Source organism: Thiomicrorhabdus chilensis DSM 12352 (genome assembly GCF_000483485.1).
Lineage (GTDB): Bacteria > Pseudomonadota > Gammaproteobacteria > Thiomicrospirales > Thiomicrospiraceae > Thiomicrorhabdus > Thiomicrorhabdus chilensis.
This window is the reverse complement of the sequence record NZ_KI519609.1, coordinates 285588-305825: the sequence shown is the minus strand read 5'-3', so window position 1 is coordinate 305825 and position 20238 is coordinate 285588. Positions and strand designations below refer to the sequence as shown.

Below are 20238 nucleotides of genomic sequence, written 5' to 3'. Positions count from 1 at the left end.
TCACCCTTTCTTTTTCCAGAGCGTCACTTCAGACATCGTATGCTGGAACTTGCGTTGCGTTTCACGAATCACAAACGGCAAATCAAACGGCGCTTTGACCAAATCGAACTCCGTATCCAGAATGGCATGCACCCCCTCAAGAGTGGTGACATTCTCTCCGCTGTGCGCGTCCTTGTAGCCGCCCAGCCAGTGCTCTTTTGCAGTATATTCTTCCAGCCAAGTGTAAGGTGAAGCCAGCAACAGCAGCCCCCCGTCATTTAATCGCTGATGAATGGTTTCAAGAAACTTCTTGGGTTCGTACAAGCGGTCAATGAGGTTCACCGCCACAATCATGTCATATCCGCTGAAAATGGGTTTCAGGTTGGTGGCATCCTGTTGCAGGAACTCGCATTTATGGGCATGATCCGCCAAACCCAAATCCGCCAAGGTGGATTCCTTAAACTCCATGATCTCGCCTTCACGGGGTATGGTGTAAAGCACATTGCCAGACTCTTTGAGCTGATTAGCCACCTGGATGAAACGCGCCGAGAAATCCAACCCGGTGACTTGAGCAAAACGCTTGGCGAGTTCAAAACTGGCGCGCCCCACCGAACAACCAACTTCCAGCACCTTGAGGTCACCTCGACCTTTAAAAGCGGCATCTTCTTCTACAGCCTGTATGGACAGATTGGCATAGGCCCGGGCGAAATTCGGCACGCCAAAATATTCCTCACCGTAATGAAATTCACAATACTGAGAGACCGAATTATCGGTTTCATACGTAGAAAAATGGGTTTGTACTTTCTGTTCGGACTCAATGTAACGAAAACCGGCATGCTGGAAAAAGTGACGACGGAAAGCGTAACGCGAATGGCCGTTGATTTCGTTTCCGGTAGAGATCCAGCTGCCGCCCTTGAAAAGGTTGTGCTGGTTATCAAATGTCGGCGTGGTGAAGTCATCGTACAGCGGATGCACCTTGAAACCGTCATAGGGGTAAATCGGGGTTTGTGTCCATTGCCAGACATTGCCGATGACATCATAAAAACCGTTGCTTTCAAATTGATCGACTGGTGTTGAGGAAGCGTACTGCTGCAAATTCAGGTTGGCTTGAGATTGCAGTTTTTGCGCCTGACTGAACTCAAGCAAACGCAAATACTCATCCTCACTCGGCAGGCGAATCGGTCGGTTAGTTTGATGTCCTTTCCAGTTACAGAACGCCTGCGCCTCCAGGTAATTGACCTCGACCGGCCAATTCCACGGCATCGGAATCTCTTCGGTCATACAGCGCAACCACCAGCCATCGGCTTTTTTCATCCAAAAGGTTGGATGCTTATCCGGAGTAAACTGTCGCCAGCGATTGCCCTCTTCGTCCCAATATTCGGGATTGTCGTAGCCACCCGCTTCGACAAACTCCAAAAACTCCTGATTAGAGGCCAAAAAAGTGCTGGCTTTAAAGGACGCAACCTGGGCATGGTGTTCACCGTATTCATTATCCCAACCATAGGTTTCCGCCGGATCGTGATGATTAATATTCACCTCTCCCGCCGGCACCTCCAGCAAACCGTTGAGGGGGGCGCTGGCGGAATTCGGACACAGCGGAAACAATGCATGAGGCTGCACCGAATCCAAAGGCAACTGTCGAATCAAAACCGAAGAGGTTTCCAAATGAATGCGTTCATGTTCAATGCCCATCATGATGGGCCACATCGGACTTTGCCAGTCGATCGGCAAGGAGAAATCCACTTCATCAATCAAGGCATTCACGGCATCACGCACCTGATTACGGTATTGACGCACCGCATCCACACTCGGCCAGTCGTAATGCTCGTCATTTAAATCGTCCCAGGACATCTCGTCCACGCCAATGGCACACATGGATTCGATTTTGGGATTGATGCGTTTCGGCAGAAGCTTGGCAAGCACCAGCTTGTTGGTGAAAAAAGTGGCGGTATGGCCAAAATAGAAAATAAGGGGATGACGCAATTCACAAGGACGCAGATAATAAGCCTCGTCGGACTTCAAACTTTCAAACAAAGTTTCATAACTGTCATAGGTCAGATTGAAATAGGCTTTGATTTCGGCACGCTTGCTTTCAATCTCACCCTGATTAAGAATAACCGGTTTAGCGATAAGATCGGATCGAGTCAACATGAACACTCCCATAGATTTTCGTTCATTACAGCTCATTCAATGAATGAGTGAATCATGCGTTATAAATTAACACAAAACTTATACAATGAGGCTTAAATCGTTGGATATCTGATTCGATAACCGGCTGACGACTCAAGATTCTCGCCTGGCCGCCAACAAAAAAGCACAAGTTTTTGGCTTGTGCTTTTAATATAATGCCAGCGAGAATTCATACTCAGAACTTAAGGACATATCGCGGCTTGCGGACCTTAGCTCTTGGGTTCCTGTTGCTCCGCCGCCTGGCGTTCTTTGTTTTTTCTAGCTATCTCTTCCCAGTCGATATTGTTGCAGGCTTCACATTCTTCCTTGAAGACCCCCATCCATACCAGTAAAGCATGAATTTTACAGCCCACACAGAAGCCAAGAACGGTTTCCAGCCACATGAAACCTAAACAAACCCAAACCAAGACAACGGGGATATAAGGCGACATGTAATTGGATGTGGTCGGCAACAAAGTTGACCCCCAAATCGCGTTGACCCAATGGGCAAACACTTCCGGATTGAAAAAGATCAAACAGACAATGATAAAGGTTGACCCCAGTCCCCAAGCAAAACGCTTAGGTACTAACGGCTTCCATACCGGCTTTTGATGTCTGGCCAAAAAGCTTGAAAGCATAATAATCGGCGACAACCTGGAACTCCACACAAACATGCCGGCCAACATTTCAAACAGCCCGTAAAACAATACCCAAGTCTGGAAAGTGTAATCATAGGCACGTTTAATCGCATCCACATGATAGATGATATGGTAGTCCCAATCCATATCCCCGCTGTCAACTGCGGTATTGCCATCCACAATCCAGCTCGAGACAAACACCGCATCGTAGAGTGTAAAACTCATATAGATCGGAATGAACAGCAAAAAACCGGCACGAATTCGCACGGCCACATCATTGATAAAAAGCGTTTCTTCTTTAGGATCTCGAAACCAAAGATTTTTAAAGACTTCTAACATAGGCCACCTTGCCTATTTTGAGTGTTTGACAGGATTCCGGAAAAACACTCAATTTATATAAGAAAATATTAATACGTAAGCAAGTGTAGCAGAAGTTACACTCTTAAATAAGAGGTAAAATAATCAGAGTTTTTAATGGCAGTATTGCAAAAACGGTATGACCTTAACCGCGAGCATTCAGAATCAAAAACACAGAATAAATGGCGCAGAGACCTACGAATCAGGCCTTCAGCCGACTCTGGAGCAGGGTTTCAAATTGATCTGCCGGTAAGGGTCGGCTATAAAGAAAACCTTGAAAGCAGTCTGCACCGGCCTGCTTGAGAAATTCGAGCTGTTCCGGCCTCTCAACACCCTCCGCAATGGTCTTCAAACCGAAACTGTTTGCCAACGCCAGCATGGCTTGAATAATGGCCATATCATTTTTATCTTCAGGAATATCGCGCACAAAAGAGTAATCGAGTTTCAAGGTACTCAAAGGCAACTGTTTGAGGTAGGTCAATGAAGAATATTCGGTGCCAAAGTCATCGATGGCCAACTCCACGCCAATCTCGTGCACTTCCCTTAAAACCTGAAGCGTTTGCTCAGGTGAAGACATCACAAAACGTTCGATAATCTCTAGTTCCAACCAACTCGGCTGGCAGCCTGTATCTTCAAGGGTAGACAAAACGGTTTGGGCCAAATCATGCTTGGCGATCTGCTTGCTCGACAGGTTCACGGAAACTTTCCCCGGCTGCAAACCCGCTTTATGCCATTGCGCATTCTGGATGCAGGCTTGCTCTAAAACCCACCCACCAATCTGGATAATCAAATCATTTTTTTCCGCTTCCTGAATAAAACTGCCCGGGAGTAGCAGGCCTTTTTCGGGATGATTCCAACGAATCAAAGCTTCGGAACCGATGATTTCCAAGCTGTGGCAGTCGTATTTTGGCTGATAATATACTTCAAACTCTTGGGCGCTGATAGCGCGGCGTAACTCACTGCCCAATTGAATGTGCTGATACGCAAGCTGAGTCAGTTCGTGAGTATAGAATTCATAGGTGTTACGATCATTCGCTTTGGCTCGATACATGGCCGCATCCGCGTTACGCAACAACAGTTCCGGCGTATGGCCATTCTCAGGAAACAGGCTGATGCCGATACTGGCACCAATATAAAGCTTATGACCTTCAACAACAAAAGCTTCTTTCAAGGTTTTTAGAACCTTCTGCGCCATCACCGCCGCATCCTCCGGATCGTTCAAGGAACGCATCAAAATCGCAAATTCGTCTCCCCCCAAACGAGCAATGGTATCCGACACTCGGCCGATTTTTTGCAGACGTTCGCCCACCTGTGCCAATACCTGATCGCCCAATAAATGTCCCAAGGAATCGTTAATCTGCTTGAAATGATCCAGATCAATGAACAAAATCGCAAAACAGCTCGGCTCACGTTCGTTTTGTGCAATCGCTGAGGAAACCAGCTCACTGAAAAGCTCTCGATTGGACAGTCCGGTCAGCGTATCGTGATGCGCCAAATGTTTAAGGGCTTCTTCGCTTTTTTTGCGTGCGGTAATATCGCGACTCACGCCCACCAGGCCAATCAATTCGCCATTATGAGCGTAATAAGGGGTTTTCACGGTATCCAACAACACTTTACGGCCACCATTCGGATATTTGAGCCAGTCCTCATTTTGACGTGCACTGCCCATGCGGAACATGGCACGATCCTGCTCCTGAAAGAAACTCGCGACCTCCTTGCTGAAAAGATCAAAATCACTGCACCCTATGATCTCCTCCTCCGTTCTACCGGTGAACGCTTCAAAAGCCGGATTACACCCTTGATAGATGCCTCGACGGTCTTTGAAAAAGATCAGATCCGGAGTCGCATTGATAACCGATTTCAAAAGGTTTTTTTGTTCGTCCAAAGCGCTTTGCGCCAGAAATTGCTCGGTGATGTCCTGGGTGGTGCCAACAATGCGCGCCGGCTGTCCATCTTCACCAAATTTAGCCAATCCTTTTTGCTGTAAATAACGGCGAGTGCCATCGGTGCGAATGATACGATGCACCAGGGACCGCTCAGCGCCGGTTTTCAAGATTTGTTGCAAATGTTCCTCGACTAAGGCTCGTTCCTCTTCCGGCACCATCTTAATTAGATCCGGCAGCCGTAAATCTTGATGCAATTCCAAGCCTAGAAGCCGATAACAACCGTCGGAGCACCATACTTCCTGGGTATTCAAATCCAGCTCCCAGGAACCAATCAGTGCGATGCTTTCGGTTTCCGACAACAGACTCTGTTTTTTAATGACTTCCTGCTTTGCCAGATGGAACTCGGTGATGTCTTGAACAGTTCCGATTGAAACCAATGGCTTTCCGGATTCGTCAAACTGACTTTCACACTCCTCCATCACATACTTAATGCGGCCGTCAGCCATTAACAGACGATGCTCAAAACGATACGCCGCTTGCGTCTCTAAAGAATCTCTGTAAGTTCTATCCATCTGTTCGCGATCTTGTGGATGAACCAGCTGCAAAAACTGCTCATAAGAGGGCTGAACCTGATCGGGGTCGAGCTCGAAAATGGAATAGATTTCATCCGACCAATAGAGCTCATCGGTGACCAGGTTAAACTCCCAGCTGCCGACTTTGGCGATGCGCTGCGCACGTTCAAATCGATCCGTCTGCAACTGCAGCTCTTTGAGGATACGTTTGTGCTCGGTAATATCGGTAGCCAAACCCTCGACGCCGATTACCTGACCTTGCTCATCGAAGACCGGAAATTCCTGAACCTGCAGCCACTTGATCTGACCGTTCTGATGGAATATTTCAACAACATAAGGTGGGGGTTGCTTGCCCGACATCGAGGTCGCGGTGTGTTCAAAAGCGATTTTATTTTCTGGGCCGTCGGTCAGATAGGCGTCGAAATCGGTTAAAAAAGCTTGTTGCGAGTACCCTAATACGGCAGTAATCGACGGACTGATATAAGTGAATACGCCATCGGTGTCATGCACATAAAAAAAACTTTTATCGCCCAGATGTTCTTCATAGCGATCAAACTTCGCCTTATAATCAATATCGTGCGTCAATATGAGATACTCACCTAAAAATTGGTTGAATCATTATAGGCTTAATCCAACAGGCAATCAAAACACCTTATCATTTAACCTGAGGCATAAAGCTCAATTAGAAAGCGTATCCCCCAGCTTTATGTTTTGGTTTCCCGAGGAGATGGGGGCTTTTTCAGCTGTGCTGTTTATTATGGGTTGACTACTTGGGGGCATGGGCGTAATCGGTCAGCCCCATATCGTCATCCGCTTTATGGCCTAGGACTATGCCAGCAAAACTGCCAAAATGCAGTGGTACTACGATGGCTGATTCACACTGTTTTACGGTTTGACGATTCTGACAGGTTTGGTGAGTTTTATCTGTTTCAGTTATTTCAACTGGATGCCGACCGTTTAGAGCATCACTTTCGGCGTGGTGGCAGGTCTTGTGATCGCATTAATGGGCTCTTTGATGAATTCAAATTCACACACATCCACCTAGGCAGAAAAAGCCACTTGAGGTATGATTGATTGAACTTAAAACTTCTCTCAATTACGTCAAGGTTCATGCTTGAACAATTTTCGACTTACCGGAACCGACAATGGTCATGAAACACATACAAGAACCTCGTTTACTCGGCTGCTCAGAGTGCCTCAACGGAGCCGGACTGGATTTCGAATTCACTATGGCGTTTCAGCCCATCGTTAACACCCGAACTCGTGAGGTGTTTGCTCAAGAAGCCCTGGTAAGAGGGCTTAATAATGAGTCGGCAGGGGATATCTTCAAGCACGTCAACCAAGACAACATGTACCGGTTTGACCAGGCCTGCCGGGTTAAGGCGATCAAACTCGCCTCCGAACTCAAGATTGACTCCTATATCAGCATCAACTTCATGCCCAATGCGGTCTATCGGCCGGAACTGTGCATTCGCGCCACGCTCAATGCGGCGGAAGAGTATGGTTTCCCCATTGACCGCATCATTTTCGAGATCACCGAAGGGGAAGAGATTGAAGACCATGCCCACCTGCGCAATATCGTCGAACATTACAAACAGCGTGGTTTTCTGACCGCCATCGACGATTTCGGCGCAGGCTATTCAGGGCTTAACCTGCTGGCCGAAATGCAAACCAACATTATCAAACTCGACATGGCACTGATCAAAAACATCGACAACGACAAAGTACGACAAGCCATTATACGCGCCATCTTACAGGTCTGTGATGAGCTGGAGATTCGCGTCATTGCCGAAGGCGTCGAGACCCGAGAAGAGCTGATCACCCTGCAGGCTTTCGGCATTGAACTGTTTCAAGGCTTCTACTTCGCCAGACCCTCGTTCGAATCGTTGGCCGATATTCATTGGGGCGATTAAGCCGAAAAAACAGAGCGGCCAGTCAACCATCGGTAAAATTTCAAATTACTGACACATAAGCCATAGTACGAATCGGCATAATAGCCCTTAAGATACCTTGAAAATCGCTTATGGAGTAACCGATGAATATTCTGATTGTCAGCGATGCCTGGCTACCTCAAACCAATGGGGTCGTCACCACCATGACTCAAGTCATCCGTTTTCTGGAGCACCGCGGCCATCAAGTTAAGGTCTTGCATCCGGCTTTGTATACAAGCATACCGATGCCCCGATACCCGGAAATACGCCTGGTCATCCACGCCAAAGATTTCAAACAAAACATTGAGGAATTTGCTCCCGACGCGATTCATATCGTCACCGAAGGGCCGTTAGGCTTGCGTGCGCGTGCCTTATGCCTGAAAAAAGACTGGCCTTTCACCACGGCATTCCACACAAAGTTCGCCGAGTATGCCAACAACCGGCTGCCATTCGTTCCGGTCAGCTGGGGATACCGCTACTTACGTTATTTTCATCGTCCGGCGCAAAACACCCTGGTCAGCACCCAATCCTTGATCAACGAACTGCAAGACAAGGGATTCACGCATCTGTTCAAATGGAACCGCGGGGTCGACATTGAACTGTTTCACCCCAAACGCAGAAAGGATATGGAACTGCCCACCCCAATCCACCTCTATGTCGGCCGGGTCTCGGTAGAAAAAAACCTTCCCGCGTTTCTGAATTTGCCATTGCCCGGCAGCAAAGTGGTGGTGGGCAGTGGCCCGGCATTGGAAAACTTCAAACAAACCTATCCGGAAGTGCACTTTCTAGGCAAGCAGAGCGGTGAAACTTTGGCGCAAACGTTCGCCAGCGCAGATGTGTTTGTGTTCCCCTCCAAAACCGATACCTACGGTCTGGTCATGCTCGAAGCATTGGCTGCGGGCACGCCGGTAGCCGCTTATCCGGTTACCGGGCCGCTGGATGTGCTCACGACACAAAGCGGTGTGATGGACGAGGATTTAAAAATCGCGATAGAAAAAGCCCTAAAGCTCGATAGAAATGAGTGCCGTCACTATGCCAGTGCTTTCAGCTGGGGAAGCTGTGCGCAAACATTCTTAAGTGCTCTGGCCCAAATACCCAGTCATGCGACTAAAATTTAAGCTCCTAAAGAGCTGGAAGCAACAGAAAACCAGCAGGCCTGCCGGTTTTCAAATCAGTTTTAACCGGGTTTACCCACCATCACCGTGACCATCTTCTCAGGATGAAAGTGCCTGTTCCAAGCTTTGAGCACGTCCTGTTTGCTTAAAGACTCGATGATTTTGGGAAACTGCTCAAGATAATCGAGCGGCAAGCCGTAAAAACCAATCATTGAAATGTAACCGATGATTTTGGCATTGCTGTCAATGCGTAATGGAAAACCGCCAATCAAGTTGTCCTTGATGGCCTGAAAGTGTTGATCGTCAATCGAGTCCATAAAAGCCACCAGCGTGTCTTTAACGACCTTTTCGGCCTCTTTGGCGCTTTCGTTTTTGGTTGACAGATAACTCACCCATGGACCGGCAACTTTTAACGGCGCCAAACCGCTACCCACCCCGTAAACCAGGCCGCGTTTTTCACGCACCTCTTCCATAAGCAAGGAACCAAAACCACTACCGCCCAACAAGTGGTTGCCTAAAAACAACGCATAATAATCGGGATGACCGCGCTCCACACCCAGCTGCCCCATTCTGAAATGGGTTTGCGAAGCCTCAAAATCGATTATTTGCTGTTTGGCTTCACTCAAGCCTTTGGGTTTCGGCAAAGCGGGTGCTGCAGAGCCTTTTGGCAAATCCGCCAACAATTGTTCAGCAATCTCTTGCGCCTGAGTTCGACTCAGGTCACCCACAATGGAAACGGTGGCATTGGCGCTGACAAAATAACGCTGGTAGAAAGCCTTCAAATCTGCAAGTTTCAAGGCTTTGACGGTTTCAACTGAACCGGAGACCGGGTGGCCGTATGGATGTTGGTCGTAAACCCCTTTCCAAAACGCATTTTGCGCCAATTGACTGGGCGATACTTGCTGCTGCTGAAGGCCGACCAACGCCCGTTGACGTTCCCGCTCAAAAATCTGCGGATTGAATACCGATTGAGTCAAACTCTCTGTAAACAGTTTTAAAGCCGGTTGCAGAATGCTCTCACGCGTCAGGGTCCGCAACGAAAAACTCGCCATATCACGGCCTACATTGCCGCTGATTCGGGCTCCCAACGCATTGGTCTGCTGTGAAATCTGTTGTTCGTTGAGTTCTGGTGTCTGGGTTCCGACCATCGCGGTCGTCATCGAGGCTAACCCCCATTTGTCGCCGTCACGGGCGCTTCCGGCATCAAATACGACCTCAATATCCAGCATCGGCAAACCCGGAGAATGAACAAACATCACCTTGGCACCCTTAGTTGTCTGCCAGGTTTGAATATCCAAAGCCGCACTCACCTGAAGACTGGCCAAAATCAGACTCAAACCGGCGATAAACCTAAACATGAAACGCACCATTTACAGTCTCCCTGTGTAAGGTTTGAGATTGGAATGGTCTTTGCCATCCGGATAGAGGGTCGCAATCGTCAGGTTATCCAATGTCAGGTATTTTTTGGCTACCGCCTGAATTTCCTGCGGGGTAACCGAACGGATGTTTTCAATCCAGTTATCCAAGGTATCGGCCGGCAAGCCGACGCTGACCAAAGAACCTAAAATGGAAGCCTGAGCCTGGATCGAATCGCGATAATAGACATGATCGGCCTCATCCATCGCCCATACCCGTTCCAACTCATCTTGCGTCACCAAAGTGGTTTTAAGCTTTTCGATTTCCGCCAACAGCGCCGCTTCCAACTCTTTGACATCGCCACCGTTTGCCGGTGTGCCACTGAGTTCAAACAGGGTATGCAAGCGGTCGGTGGCACTGTAGCCGGCGCCCACTCCAGCGGCGATCTGCTGGTCTCGAACCAGAGACTGCGGCAAACGACTGCTTTCGCCGCCGTCCAGAATACTGCTCAATACCGACAGGGCGTAAACCTCACGCTGATCTTCGGCCGTTAACAGGCTGGGCGCATGAAAGCCCATCTGCAAAGTCGGCACTTGGGTATTGCCCTTAAGCTCGATGCGACGTAGCCCCTCTTGCTCAATCTCAATCTGCGGTTTCAGTTGCGGAATCTTTTCCGGCTGATAATGGCCGTAATATTTTTCAGCCAGCGCCAGCACCTGTTTGGGTTGCACATCCCCCACCACCACTAAGGTGGCATTATTGGGCGCATACCATTTCTGATACCAATCTCTCAAATCCTGGGCTTTATAATGACGGATATCCGTCATCCAGCCGATTACCGGATTGCGTGCCGGACTGTTGAGGAAGGCCGTGGCATTAAACTGTTCATTGAGTTTGGAACGTGGCTGGTCTTCAAGGCGCCAGCGACGCTCTTCGGTGACCACTTCACGCTCCTTGTCGAATTCTGCGTCTTCAATGACCAGATTGCGCATACGGTCCGATTCGATCTGCATGACTTTTTCCAGGTTTTGCTTGCCGACCACCTGATAATAAGCGGTGTAGTTCCTCGAAGTAAACGCATTCTCCTGTCCGCCCAACTGGGAGACGATTTTGGAGAATTCGCCCGGAGCCAAGTTTTGGGTGCCCTTGAACATCATATGTTCCAACATGTGAGACAAACCGGTTTTTCCGGCCTGTTCATAAGTGGAGCCGACCCGATACCATACCTGCTGCACCACTACTGGGGCGCGATGGTCTTCCTTAACCAAAACGCGCATGCCGTTGTCGAGTGTAAAGTCTGACAGTTGCGCCCAAACCGGAGTAGTCAGAGAAAGCATCAATGCAATTAAACCGAATTTCTTAATCTCTTTTTTCATTTTGATTGCCATTTATGTTTATCTGTTTGTCTCTAGGATTAATTTAGGTGCCTCAGGAGAGTCCTAGGGCAGCTTGAATTGATTTATAATAGCTCAATAATTTAATTCAAGTATTAATAAACTCTTAAAAAACCAAGCGGCATACTGGGATATTTTATCGTCTTAACCAGACAGTACAACCCAGGCAAGATAAAGTTATCCAGATGACCGCTAACAGGAAACCAAGATGTTCAGTTTTTTGCGACGTAATAAAAACACCACCGATACCCAACCTGAAGATCAGGCTGTTGATTCTTCCCAACCGGCTGAAGAGGCTCCAATAAAGGATTTGCATCAGGACGAGGCTGACAGCCCGTCGACGCAAAGTATCGAATCTCAAACGGCAGACCAACCGTCCATGGAAGAATCAGCAGGCCTGTCCATTGACCCAGCCTCAGATTCATCAAGCAGCCAGGATTCGACACCGGCAGAATCTCAATCGGACAAAGAAGCTGAAAAGGCCGAAAAAACTCAAACTCCCAAAGCTGGACTCTTTACTCGCCTAAAGAAAGGGCTCAGCAAAACCCGCAAGAGCTTTACCGATAGCCTCTCAACCTTGCTGCTTGGCTGCAAAGAAATTGATGACGATTTGCTGGACGATCTGGAAATGATTCTTTTGACTGCCGATGTCGGGATCGATGCCACAGACCGGATTATCCGCAACCTGACCGAACAGGTTTCCCGAAAAGAATTGAAGGATGCCGAATCCCTGTTTACGGCGCTAAAAATCCAGTTGCAAGCCATTGTTGAACCCATCAGCCAGCCGATGCAAGTGGATCAACATCTCGAGGAAAACACCGGACCTTATGTCATTTTAATGGTCGGCATCAACGGGGTGGGAAAAACCACCACCATCGGCAAACTCGCCAAACGCTTCCAGAACGAGGGTAAATCGGTCATGTTGGCGGCAGGCGACACCTTTCGTGCCGCCGCCGTTGAGCAACTGCAGACTTGGGGAGAGCGCAACCAGGTTCCGGTGATTGCACAAAAAAACGGGGCCGATTCCGCTGCGGTGATTTTTGACGCGATTCAATCGGCCAAAGCCAAAAACATCGATGTGCTGATTGCCGATACCGCTGGCCGTTTGCATACCCAATCCAATCTGATGGAGGAGTTGAAAAAGGTCAAACGCGTCATCGCCAAAGTGGATGAAACGGCTCCGCATGAAGTGATGTTGGTGATTGATGCCGGTACCGGACAAAATGCCTTGAATCAGGCACAGCAGTTCCAGCAGGCAGTCGAGGTATCGGGCATCACCGTCACCAAACTGGACGGCACGGCCAAAGGGGGGATTGTCTTTGCTCTGGCTGAACAGTTGGCCATTCCAGTGCGTTTTATCGGCGTAGGTGAGTCCATCGACGACTTGAGACCATTTGACGCCAAACAATTCACCGAAGCCTTGTTCGACCAGAACCAAAGTTAAAACTCCACAGGTTAAATAGCAATGCGATTACCGGACACCCAAAACGCCAAAGAGCTACACGCCTTTAAAAAAGGTTACCGTCTGGCGACCGAGAACAAAACGCTCAACAATCTTCCGAGCGAAATCCGTTACGACCGGGCGTTGCGTGAATTTAGCCAGCTTGGCTGGGATCAGGCTCAGGAGGAGATTGCGGCGGGCTTGGAGGCAAGTCAGCAGGTTCCTTGGCGTCAAAGACTGGCTTGGCTTATCATGATGTTGCTGGGCGGAATCGTGACGGCCACGGTCTTGATCAACAATATCAAAGAAGAGAAACGCGAACAGGCCGCCTTGATTGCTCAGCAAACGCAACAAGCGGAAGTCACCCGCGAATTGCCACTAGCCGAACCCATAAAAAGACCCCAAGGACAGATCGCCGACATTAAAAACGGTGAGGACACTGAAACCACTCAAGATTCCTCTAACACAGTCTTGAACCCGCCTAAGCAGACAATCGAAGCGGATAAGCCAATCTCTGAAAAACCGTCATTAGAAACAGCCGAACTTGGCTTATTGACACCTGCCCAGCGAAAAGACCTGGTATTGAACCAGCAGGAACGGGCCGCCTCCAACCCGGACAAAGCCCCCTTGAGTGCGGTTATCGACTCGTCGATAAAAATTGAGAAAGCCGTACTCACTTCAGCCATTCAAAACAAAGAATCCACCGATACATTCTCGGATTATGTGCCCAAAAACAGACGAAAACTCTATTTTTTCACCCAAATAAAAGGCGCTGAACAGCAAACGATTTATCACCGCTGGCTGTTCAATCAACAGGTTATGGCATTGATTCCTTTGCAAATAAACAGTAATCTGTATCGTACGTGGTCCAGTAAACGCTTAACCAGTGCCTGGCAAGGACAATGGACACTAGAAGTACTGGACGCTGAAAAACGCGTGATTTATAGACAATCCTTTAAGTATGGTAAACGATGATGGCACCTAAACTCTTATGGATAACCGTGATGCTTGGCTTGCTGGCCGGTTGCAGCTCCAACCCTCCAAAGCACACCTATAACAATATTTGTTCAATTTACGACTTTGATGACGATTGGTACGATGCGGCCAGAGCATCAGAAAAACGCTGGGGAGTCCCTATGTACGTATTGATGGCGTTTGTCCATCAAGAGTCGCGTTTCAAACATGATGCCCAGCCTGAAAGACCATATTTTTTAGGCTTTATTCCACTTCCTAGAAACTCTTCGGCTTATGGCTACGCTCAAGCTCAAGACCCCGCTTGGTACGACTACCAAAAGGCGACTGGACGCTGGAGTGCACGCCGCAGCAGTGTGTCGGATTCATTAGACTTCATCGGCTGGTACAACTATGAATCGCACAAACAGCTGGGCATCTCGCGCAAAGACCCTTACAACCTGTATTTGGCTTACCATGAGGGTCGTGGAGGCTATTCAAGACGCTCTTATGAGAAAAAGGCCTGGTTGAAGAAAGTCGCGCACAAAGTCACAAACCAGGCCAGACGTTACCGCAGCCAACTTAAGTCTTGCTCCTAAAGCTTGTGCAGTCCTAAGTCATTCAGCTGGATTAAACTCCGGCCCTAAACATCAGACATAAAAAAACCGCTTTACAGCGGTTTTTTTATAAATGAAATGCACAGAGACCAGGCCTGCTCATTTTGAAACAACGGTTTTTAAGCTTTATAACGCTCAAACACCAACGAGGCGTTTGTGCCGCCAAAACCGAAACTGTTGCTCATCATACGGTTCAAACCGGCATTCTCCACCAACTCGGTGACGATCGGCATGCCTTCACATTCAGCATCCAAATTATCGATATTGATGGAAGGCGCAATAAAGTCATTTTCCAACATACATAAGCTGTAGATGAATTCATGCACACCGGCCGCACCTAAAGAATGTCCGGACATCGACTTGGTTGAGCTGATTTTAGGAACATCAGAGCCAAAAACTTCACGAATCGCTGCCGCTTCTTTAGTATCCCCCACCGGCGTAGAAGTGCCATGTGGGTTGATATAATCGACTGCACCATTGACCGTTGAAAGCGCCATGTTCATGCAACGCACCGCCCCTTCACCAGAGGGTGCGACCATGTCGTAACCGTCGGAGTTAGCACCATAACCGGTAATTTCAGCATAAATTTTCGCACCACGAGCCAGAGCATGCTCAAGTTCTTCGACCACCACCATTCCGCCGCCGCCAGCGATGACAAAACCGTCACGATCCGCATCATAAGCACGCGAAGCTTTATCAGGCGTTTCGTTATACTTAGTCGATAAAGCGCCCATAGCATCAAACAGAACAGACATGGTCCAATGCAACTCTTCACCACCACCGGCAAACACCACATCCTGTTTGCCAAGCTGAATTTGCTCCACCGCGTTACCGATACAGTGCGCGGAAGTGGAACAAGCCGAACTGATTGAGTAGTTCAGGCCTTTGATCTTAAAAGGGGTCGCCAAACAGGCGGAAACGGTCGAACCCATAGTACGTGTGACCATATAAGGTCCAACACGACGCACGCCTTTTGCTCGTGCCACTTCAACCGCTTGAGTTGAATTGGAGTTTGAGCCGCCACCGGATCCGGCAACCAGACCAGTACGAGGGTTTGAAACCTGTTCCGGAGTCAATCCGGAATCTTCAACGGCTTGCTGCATGGCGATGAAGCTATAGGCCGCCGCGTCGCCCATAAAACGTAATTGCTTACGATCAATATACTCTGCAAAGTCCAGATCCTTAACCGCTCCGTGAACCTGCGAACGCAATCCGTTTTCGGCATACTCCGGTGCAAATACAATGCCTGAACGACCGTTACGCAAAGAATCCGTTACGTCTTGTTTATTGTTTCCCAGACTGGAGACAATCCCTATTCCTGTAATGACGACTCTTCTCATAATTTAAAAACTATCCGTATTAGTAAATAAGCCTACTTTCAAATCTGCTGCGCTGTATATCTCACGACCGTCTACAAAAAGTTTGGCATCGCCCAACCCCATATAAAGCTTACGCTTGATAACGCGTTTCATATCGATTACATATTCCACTTTTTTAGCGGTGGGCAGAACCTGACCATAAAACTTTACTTCGCCTGAACCCAAAGCACGCCCGCGACCCGGGCCACCTGTCCAACCCAGGAAGAATCCGATTAGCTGCCACATCGCATCCAGCCCCAAACAACCGGGCATAACAGGATCTTCATTAAAGTGGCATTCGAAAAACCATAAATCCTTAGTTATATCCAATTCAGCGCGAATTTGACCTTTACCGTATTCACCGCCCTCTTCCGAGATGTGAGTAATGCGATCAAACATCAACATAGGAGGTAATGGCAACTGGGCATTACCCGGGCCAAACAACTCCCCTCTTCCGCAAGATAACAGTTCTTCTTTAGTATAACTAGATTGTTGTTCCATTCGGTTTTCCGATTGTATAGATAATAGTGCCCTACATTATAACAGTTAGAAATAACACATAGCAATTGAGCGGTTTTAAATACAAAAAAAGCCCGTATTCTTACAAATACGAGCTTTTGAAATAATGGTGCCGACATCAAGACTTGAACTTGAAACCTACTGATTACAAATCCTTTCAGACTCCACCAGACTACTCGTATTGACGTTTTTATAAGGCTTTAGTCTTAAAAATTGGCGGTATGATACAGTACATGGAGAAAAAAATCTTAGTTTTATCTTACTTTAGTTTTTGAAGTTCCTCTCTCACAATCAACCTGATTCTTTCCTCGTCTGATTGATTCTTACAAGGCAGATCTAAAGCATGGCATACAAGATTAGGCCATTTTTTTGCCCATTTTTCTAAAATTCTAGCACTGATTATGCTTTTTCCTTGTAGAAAAGAGCTAAGCGTTGATGCTGAAACATCACCCACTTCACAGAGTTCTTTTCTTTTCACTCCGTGATTATTTATCCATTCCTTGATTCTTTCGTGCATCATTTTCTTAACTCCTTTATTTCATATTCTAAACTTTTTTTTCGTTTTATTGAAAAAAAAGCTTGATTTGTTCGATATTCTGAAATATATTAGAAATCAAGACGAAATACAGAAATCTTTTACGAAATACAGAAAATTAAAAAAAACGAGTTAACCAACAAAAAGTGTTGATACTTCGTTAAAAAAGTTATTGACGACCCCCTAAAATCATCACAAAAGGAGGAAAACATGAAAATCGACGTGCCCGAAGTTCGTCACACCCCTTTCGTGACTGTTCAGCGGTTTTGTGAAATGACGGGACTTACCAAAAGTCAAGCCAGACACATGATTAAATCTGGCTATTTGCCGACAATTCGTCTTACTGATGGTAAGCAGATCAGTAAGTCGCACTATGTAAATTTGCTTAAAATCCAGGCAAAGGTCTCTGATGCGTCTGGAGAAATCGTTCATCTAACTGCATGAAAAGGAGAAATCCATGCAAACCCAAGTCACTTTAAAAGTCTTCACCGCCCAAAAAGGCACCATTGATAGCGATTCGGATGGAAACGCTTTGCCACCAGAAAAGCACTTTGATTGGGCCAGCGTACAGGGCCTTGAGCCGATTAAGCCCGAGCAGCACGACCGCGCCGGGAATGCTCCCGTCAAGCTTTCTTGCACCCATGCTGTGTTTGATGAGGTGCGAAAGCTTCTTCCTCCAGGAGAGGTTAAAGAACTTGTGTTTGAGTGCGATATGCGCTCAGGCGCGAAGCAGAAGATCCAGCTTTTCGCCACGAAAGTGCTTCCGGCCAAGTAGGAGAAAGTCATGGAAACTTTGCACGAACTTTTTCAGGTGATCGCCGTTTCAAGGCCTCGCTCTGTGCTGCTCCTTCGGGCTGGAGACTCTGGTGATCTTGATGATCTTATGGAGGTTCAGGCCACTCCGCAGCTAGCCCTTAAAATTTTTCATCTCGTCTCTGTTCATGGTATGGGCGAAGTCGAGCTGACCATAGAAAGAGGGGTGGCGATCCGAGCTGATCGCTTTTTCTTCCTTCGTGCGACCGGATCACATATATCCTTATGAAGTATGAAATTTTATGTGAGGTTGACAATCCCGCCTCGATTTATCTTTCTGGTGGCTTAAACCCGGATCGAATTGTGTGTGAGGGCGGTCAACTTCTTATACAACCTCATTCCCCGGTACTGGGGGATCTTACTTACTCTCAAGTAGGTGAGCTGGCAGGGGCTACGCTCTTGCTTTTTATAACGGCGTTTCTCTTTCGTTACGTCTTTCAAAAAATCCAAAATCGATAAAAAAGGAGATTTCGACATGGATGAAGCTACAGCACAAAGCGCGGAGCTTGCGGCTGCCGTCAATAGTGGCGTTGGAATGATCACGGGTGATGGTATGACAGCTATCGCCTCGGTTGGTGCGGCAATGATTGGTTTGGCCGTTCTCGCGGTGGTCATCAAGTGGGTGAAAGCCTCTTTCTTCGGCTAATCTTGAACTGACTCACCAGGGGCCTCACGGCCCCTTTTTTTTCTTAGGAGAAAACTATGGCGCTGACAACTTTCGTTCTCTTAGTCTTGGCTGCTGCCGCCTTCATTTTGCTGAGGTGATATATGTCTCAAAATTTCATGATTTGGGCGCTGGCCTCCATTTTTGTCGTTTTTACCGCTGAAACCGCTCGTGCCCAAGATAAAACTGTTTTTTCTCAAACGACTTCTTATTCTGACAAAACTGAATGCCAGGTTCGGCTTGAAAAAAAAACTTATCCGATAGATTTCGGGCCTGATGGTACTTGTGATGGCGATGCTTTCGGTTTACCAGTAACGGATGAAGTCGTTCTTGCGCTTGGTCCAGCGGTTGGCGCTTCTGCGACCCTCACCGAATTCACTCACACTTGTCACAATGGTTCTTACCAGCCAGGTCAAAAAATTGTCGTTCAGTATGAAGTGGCATCCTATAACGGGTCTTACTGCACCTTTTCCAATAGCGATATATCAACAGAGCCTTATGATGAAGCTTCTTTTTCTTGCTCGCTGGAAGGAACAGATGGTCCAATTGTGACATCTGACGATTATGCTTCGACGTTCTGTATTCAATCGTGTCTTTTCAACACCACAATTTCAAATTCAAACCCAGATGGTTCTTACACTATATATACAGAAAGTTCTGGTGAAAGCTGTCAAGTCACGGATTCTCAACCTTCTTTTACTACCGGCGACACTGGTGACACTACCGGCGGCGACACTGGTGACACTACCGGCGGCGACACTGGCGACACTGGTGACACTGGTGACACTACCGGCGGCGACACTGGTGACACTACCGGCGGCACGACCGGCGACACGACTTTAACTCAAGCTGATATAAGCGCTCTTCACTCAGAACTTGTTGCCATAAGCGAAAATACCTTTGATTCTCGTGGCGATTTGAATTCGATTGAGCAAATTGCTGGAAATCTTGCATCTGCCACTACTGCCATTTCAACCAATTCCACCTCAATGGCTGACGACTTAGATTATCTGGCTCAACAGATGCAAAACGGCATGATTCATGGTTTTGATGTGAATGTTGATCAAATTGCCCTTGAATCCAAAATTGATCAACTTCAATCGACCAATTTTGATGGTTTTGCTCAACTTTCAAATGACGTTCAGTCTCTTTCAGGAATCGGTGGAACTGATCCTACTGCTGGTTCGACGGATTCTCAAATTCTAGAACAGTTACAGGAAATCAACGCGGGAACTGGCTCAGATCCCACTTCTGATGTTTTGGATTTGGATGAAACTGTTCTTTCTCAAAATGCTTCGAATATTGAATCTGAAGTTTCTTCAATTCTTTCTGAAAATACGGAAGAAATTACGCTCGATCAGCTTGATGATTCACGAATTGCTTCACCCACCTACCAGAAGCAGACTTTTCTCACGATTGAAGCGCTTGGCGAGACTTATCAACTGGATCTCCAACCCGTTTTTCCTATCTTCAATTTGGCCGGTGCCATCGGTTTGATCGGGGTTCTTTTGCTTTCTGGCCGAATCATTACGCGCTCTTTGGGAGGCTCTTAAATGTTTCATTTGATTTCGATTCTTGTTTTGGCAAGCCAAAGAATTTATCGTCTTTTGCGGTCTTTTTTTGGGTTCTCGACAAGATCCACAACTTCAAAATCCGTGATGGCGGTTCTTGTGGGATCCTTCCTTTTTAAGCTCATTGATATGCTCGGTTTAGGAATTGTTGTTTTTCTTGGTGTAGATACAACTTTTGATTTTGTCGAAGCTGAAATTCGTCAATACGCTAGTTTTTCTTTTATGGGTGAGCATTTGAATCTGGCATTGACTGCTTTGAATGAGCTTTTTTTCTTTCAGTCTCTTTCAATTTTGGTTTCAGCGCTTTCAATTTCTTTTACGCTCCACGCTTACAAAATGATGATCCGTCCCCGTCAGGGCAATTTATTTTAA

General features: G+C 47.4%; 19 protein-coding genes. 11 read left to right on the top strand and 8 right to left on the bottom strand.

What is annotated here, in order from left to right:
* From ovoA to B076_RS11730, 3 genes are all read right to left on the bottom strand, one after another.
* On the bottom strand, positions 1-2130 hold the full coding sequence (gene ovoA, locus B076_RS0101465) for a 5-histidylcysteine sulfoxide synthase (RefSeq protein ID WP_028485744.1): 2130 nt from the start codon (positions 2128-2130) through the stop codon (positions 1-3).
* Positions 2131-2378: 248 nt separating this feature from the next.
* Positions 2379-3125, bottom strand: coding sequence for a DUF4395 domain-containing protein (locus tag B076_RS0101460; RefSeq protein ID WP_028485743.1), 747 nt, complete (start codon positions 3123-3125; stop codon positions 2379-2381).
* Positions 3126-3345: 220 nt separating this feature from the next.
* Complete coding sequence (locus B076_RS11730; protein ID WP_051347092.1) at positions 3346-6186, bottom strand: sensor domain-containing protein; 2841 nt, start codon at positions 6184-6186, stop codon at positions 3346-3348.
* Positions 6187-6752: 566 nt separating this feature from the next.
* Here B076_RS11730 and B076_RS0101450 point away from each other — a divergent pair.
* On the top strand, positions 6753-7514 hold the full coding sequence (locus tag B076_RS0101450; protein WP_028485742.1) for an EAL domain-containing protein: 762 nt from the start codon (positions 6753-6755) through the stop codon (positions 7512-7514).
* Between the two features lie 122 nt (positions 7515-7636).
* Positions 7637-8650, top strand: coding sequence for a glycosyltransferase family 4 protein (locus tag B076_RS0101445; RefSeq protein WP_028485741.1), 1014 nt, complete (start codon positions 7637-7639; stop codon positions 8648-8650).
* 59 nt (positions 8651-8709) lie between these two features.
* Here the strand turns inward: B076_RS0101445 and B076_RS0101440 are convergent, their stop codons facing one another.
* On the bottom strand, positions 8710-10005 hold the full coding sequence (locus B076_RS0101440) for a M16 family metallopeptidase (RefSeq protein ID WP_245566294.1): 1296 nt from the start codon (positions 10003-10005) through the stop codon (positions 8710-8712).
* Between the two features lie 12 nt (positions 10006-10017).
* Positions 10018-11379, bottom strand: a complete 1362-nt coding sequence (locus B076_RS0101435; protein WP_028485739.1) for a M16 family metallopeptidase — start codon at positions 11377-11379, stop codon at positions 10018-10020.
* Between the two features lie 226 nt (positions 11380-11605).
* Here B076_RS0101435 and ftsY point away from each other — a divergent pair, with 226 nt between their 5' ends.
* Genes ftsY through B076_RS0101420 form a run of 3 tightly spaced genes read left to right on the top strand, consistent with a single transcriptional unit; the run spans position 11606 to position 14388 of the window.
* Positions 11606-12841 carry a signal recognition particle-docking protein FtsY gene (gene ftsY / locus B076_RS0101430; protein ID WP_028485738.1) on the top strand — a complete coding sequence of 412 codons (1236 nt, stop codon included), beginning with the start codon at positions 11606-11608 and terminating at the stop codon, positions 12839-12841.
* A 21-nt stretch (positions 12842-12862) separates the two neighbouring features.
* Positions 12863-13813, top strand: coding sequence for a DUF2914 domain-containing protein (locus tag B076_RS0101425; protein WP_028485737.1), 951 nt, complete (start codon positions 12863-12865; stop codon positions 13811-13813).
* On the top strand, positions 13813-14388 hold the full coding sequence (locus B076_RS0101420) for a transglycosylase SLT domain-containing protein (RefSeq protein ID WP_245566293.1): 576 nt from the start codon (positions 13813-13815) through the stop codon (positions 14386-14388). Before B076_RS0101425 ends, B076_RS0101420 begins: the two co-directional genes overlap by 1 nt.
* Before the next feature lie 137 nt (positions 14389-14525).
* Here the strand turns inward: B076_RS0101420 and fabB are convergent, their stop codons facing one another.
* The 3 genes from fabB to B076_RS0101405 all read right to left on the bottom strand — a co-directional run bounded on the left by fabB (position 14526) and on the right by B076_RS0101405 (position 16803).
* Positions 14526-15746 (bottom strand): beta-ketoacyl-ACP synthase I, encoded by a 1221-nt coding sequence (fabB, locus tag B076_RS0101415; RefSeq protein WP_028485735.1) that lies wholly within the window; start codon positions 15744-15746, stop codon positions 14526-14528.
* Positions 15747-15749: 3 nt separating this feature from the next.
* Positions 15750-16265: a 3-hydroxyacyl-[acyl-carrier-protein] dehydratase FabA gene (gene fabA / locus B076_RS0101410; RefSeq protein ID WP_028485734.1), complete on the bottom strand. Its 516-nt coding sequence runs from the start codon at positions 16263-16265 to the stop codon at positions 15750-15752.
* A 277-nt stretch (positions 16266-16542) separates the two neighbouring features.
* On the bottom strand, positions 16543-16803 hold the full coding sequence (locus B076_RS0101405) for a helix-turn-helix domain-containing protein (RefSeq protein ID WP_028485733.1): 261 nt from the start codon (positions 16801-16803) through the stop codon (positions 16543-16545).
* Between the two features lie 225 nt (positions 16804-17028).
* Here B076_RS0101405 and B076_RS0101400 point away from each other — a divergent pair, with 225 nt between their 5' ends.
* The 6 genes from B076_RS0101400 (at position 17029) to B076_RS0101375 (ending at position 20238) form a co-directional block, all read left to right on the top strand.
* The gene (locus B076_RS0101400; protein ID WP_028485732.1) at positions 17029-17262 is read left to right on the top strand and encodes a Cox family DNA-binding protein; all 234 of its coding nucleotides are present in this window, start codon (positions 17029-17031) and stop codon (positions 17260-17262) included.
* Positions 17263-17275: 13 nt separating this feature from the next.
* Positions 17276-17593, top strand: coding sequence for a hypothetical protein (locus B076_RS0101395; RefSeq protein ID WP_028485731.1), 318 nt, complete (start codon positions 17276-17278; stop codon positions 17591-17593).
* A 9-nt stretch (positions 17594-17602) separates the two neighbouring features.
* A complete protein-coding gene (locus tag B076_RS0101390) occupies positions 17603-17860 on the top strand; it encodes a hypothetical protein (protein WP_028485730.1) in 258 nt (85 codons plus the stop codon).
* A 246-nt stretch (positions 17861-18106) separates the two neighbouring features.
* Entirely contained in the window at positions 18107-18277 is a 171-nt protein-coding gene (locus tag B076_RS13230) for a major capsid protein (RefSeq protein ID WP_157753487.1), read from the top strand.
* Positions 18278-18399: 122 nt separating this feature from the next.
* Positions 18400-19848, top strand: a complete 1449-nt coding sequence (locus tag B076_RS13225; protein ID WP_028485729.1) for a hypothetical protein — start codon at positions 18400-18402, stop codon at positions 19846-19848.
* The gene (locus tag B076_RS0101375; RefSeq protein WP_028485728.1) at positions 19849-20238 is read left to right on the top strand and encodes a DUF2523 family protein; all 390 of its coding nucleotides are present in this window, start codon (positions 19849-19851) and stop codon (positions 20236-20238) included.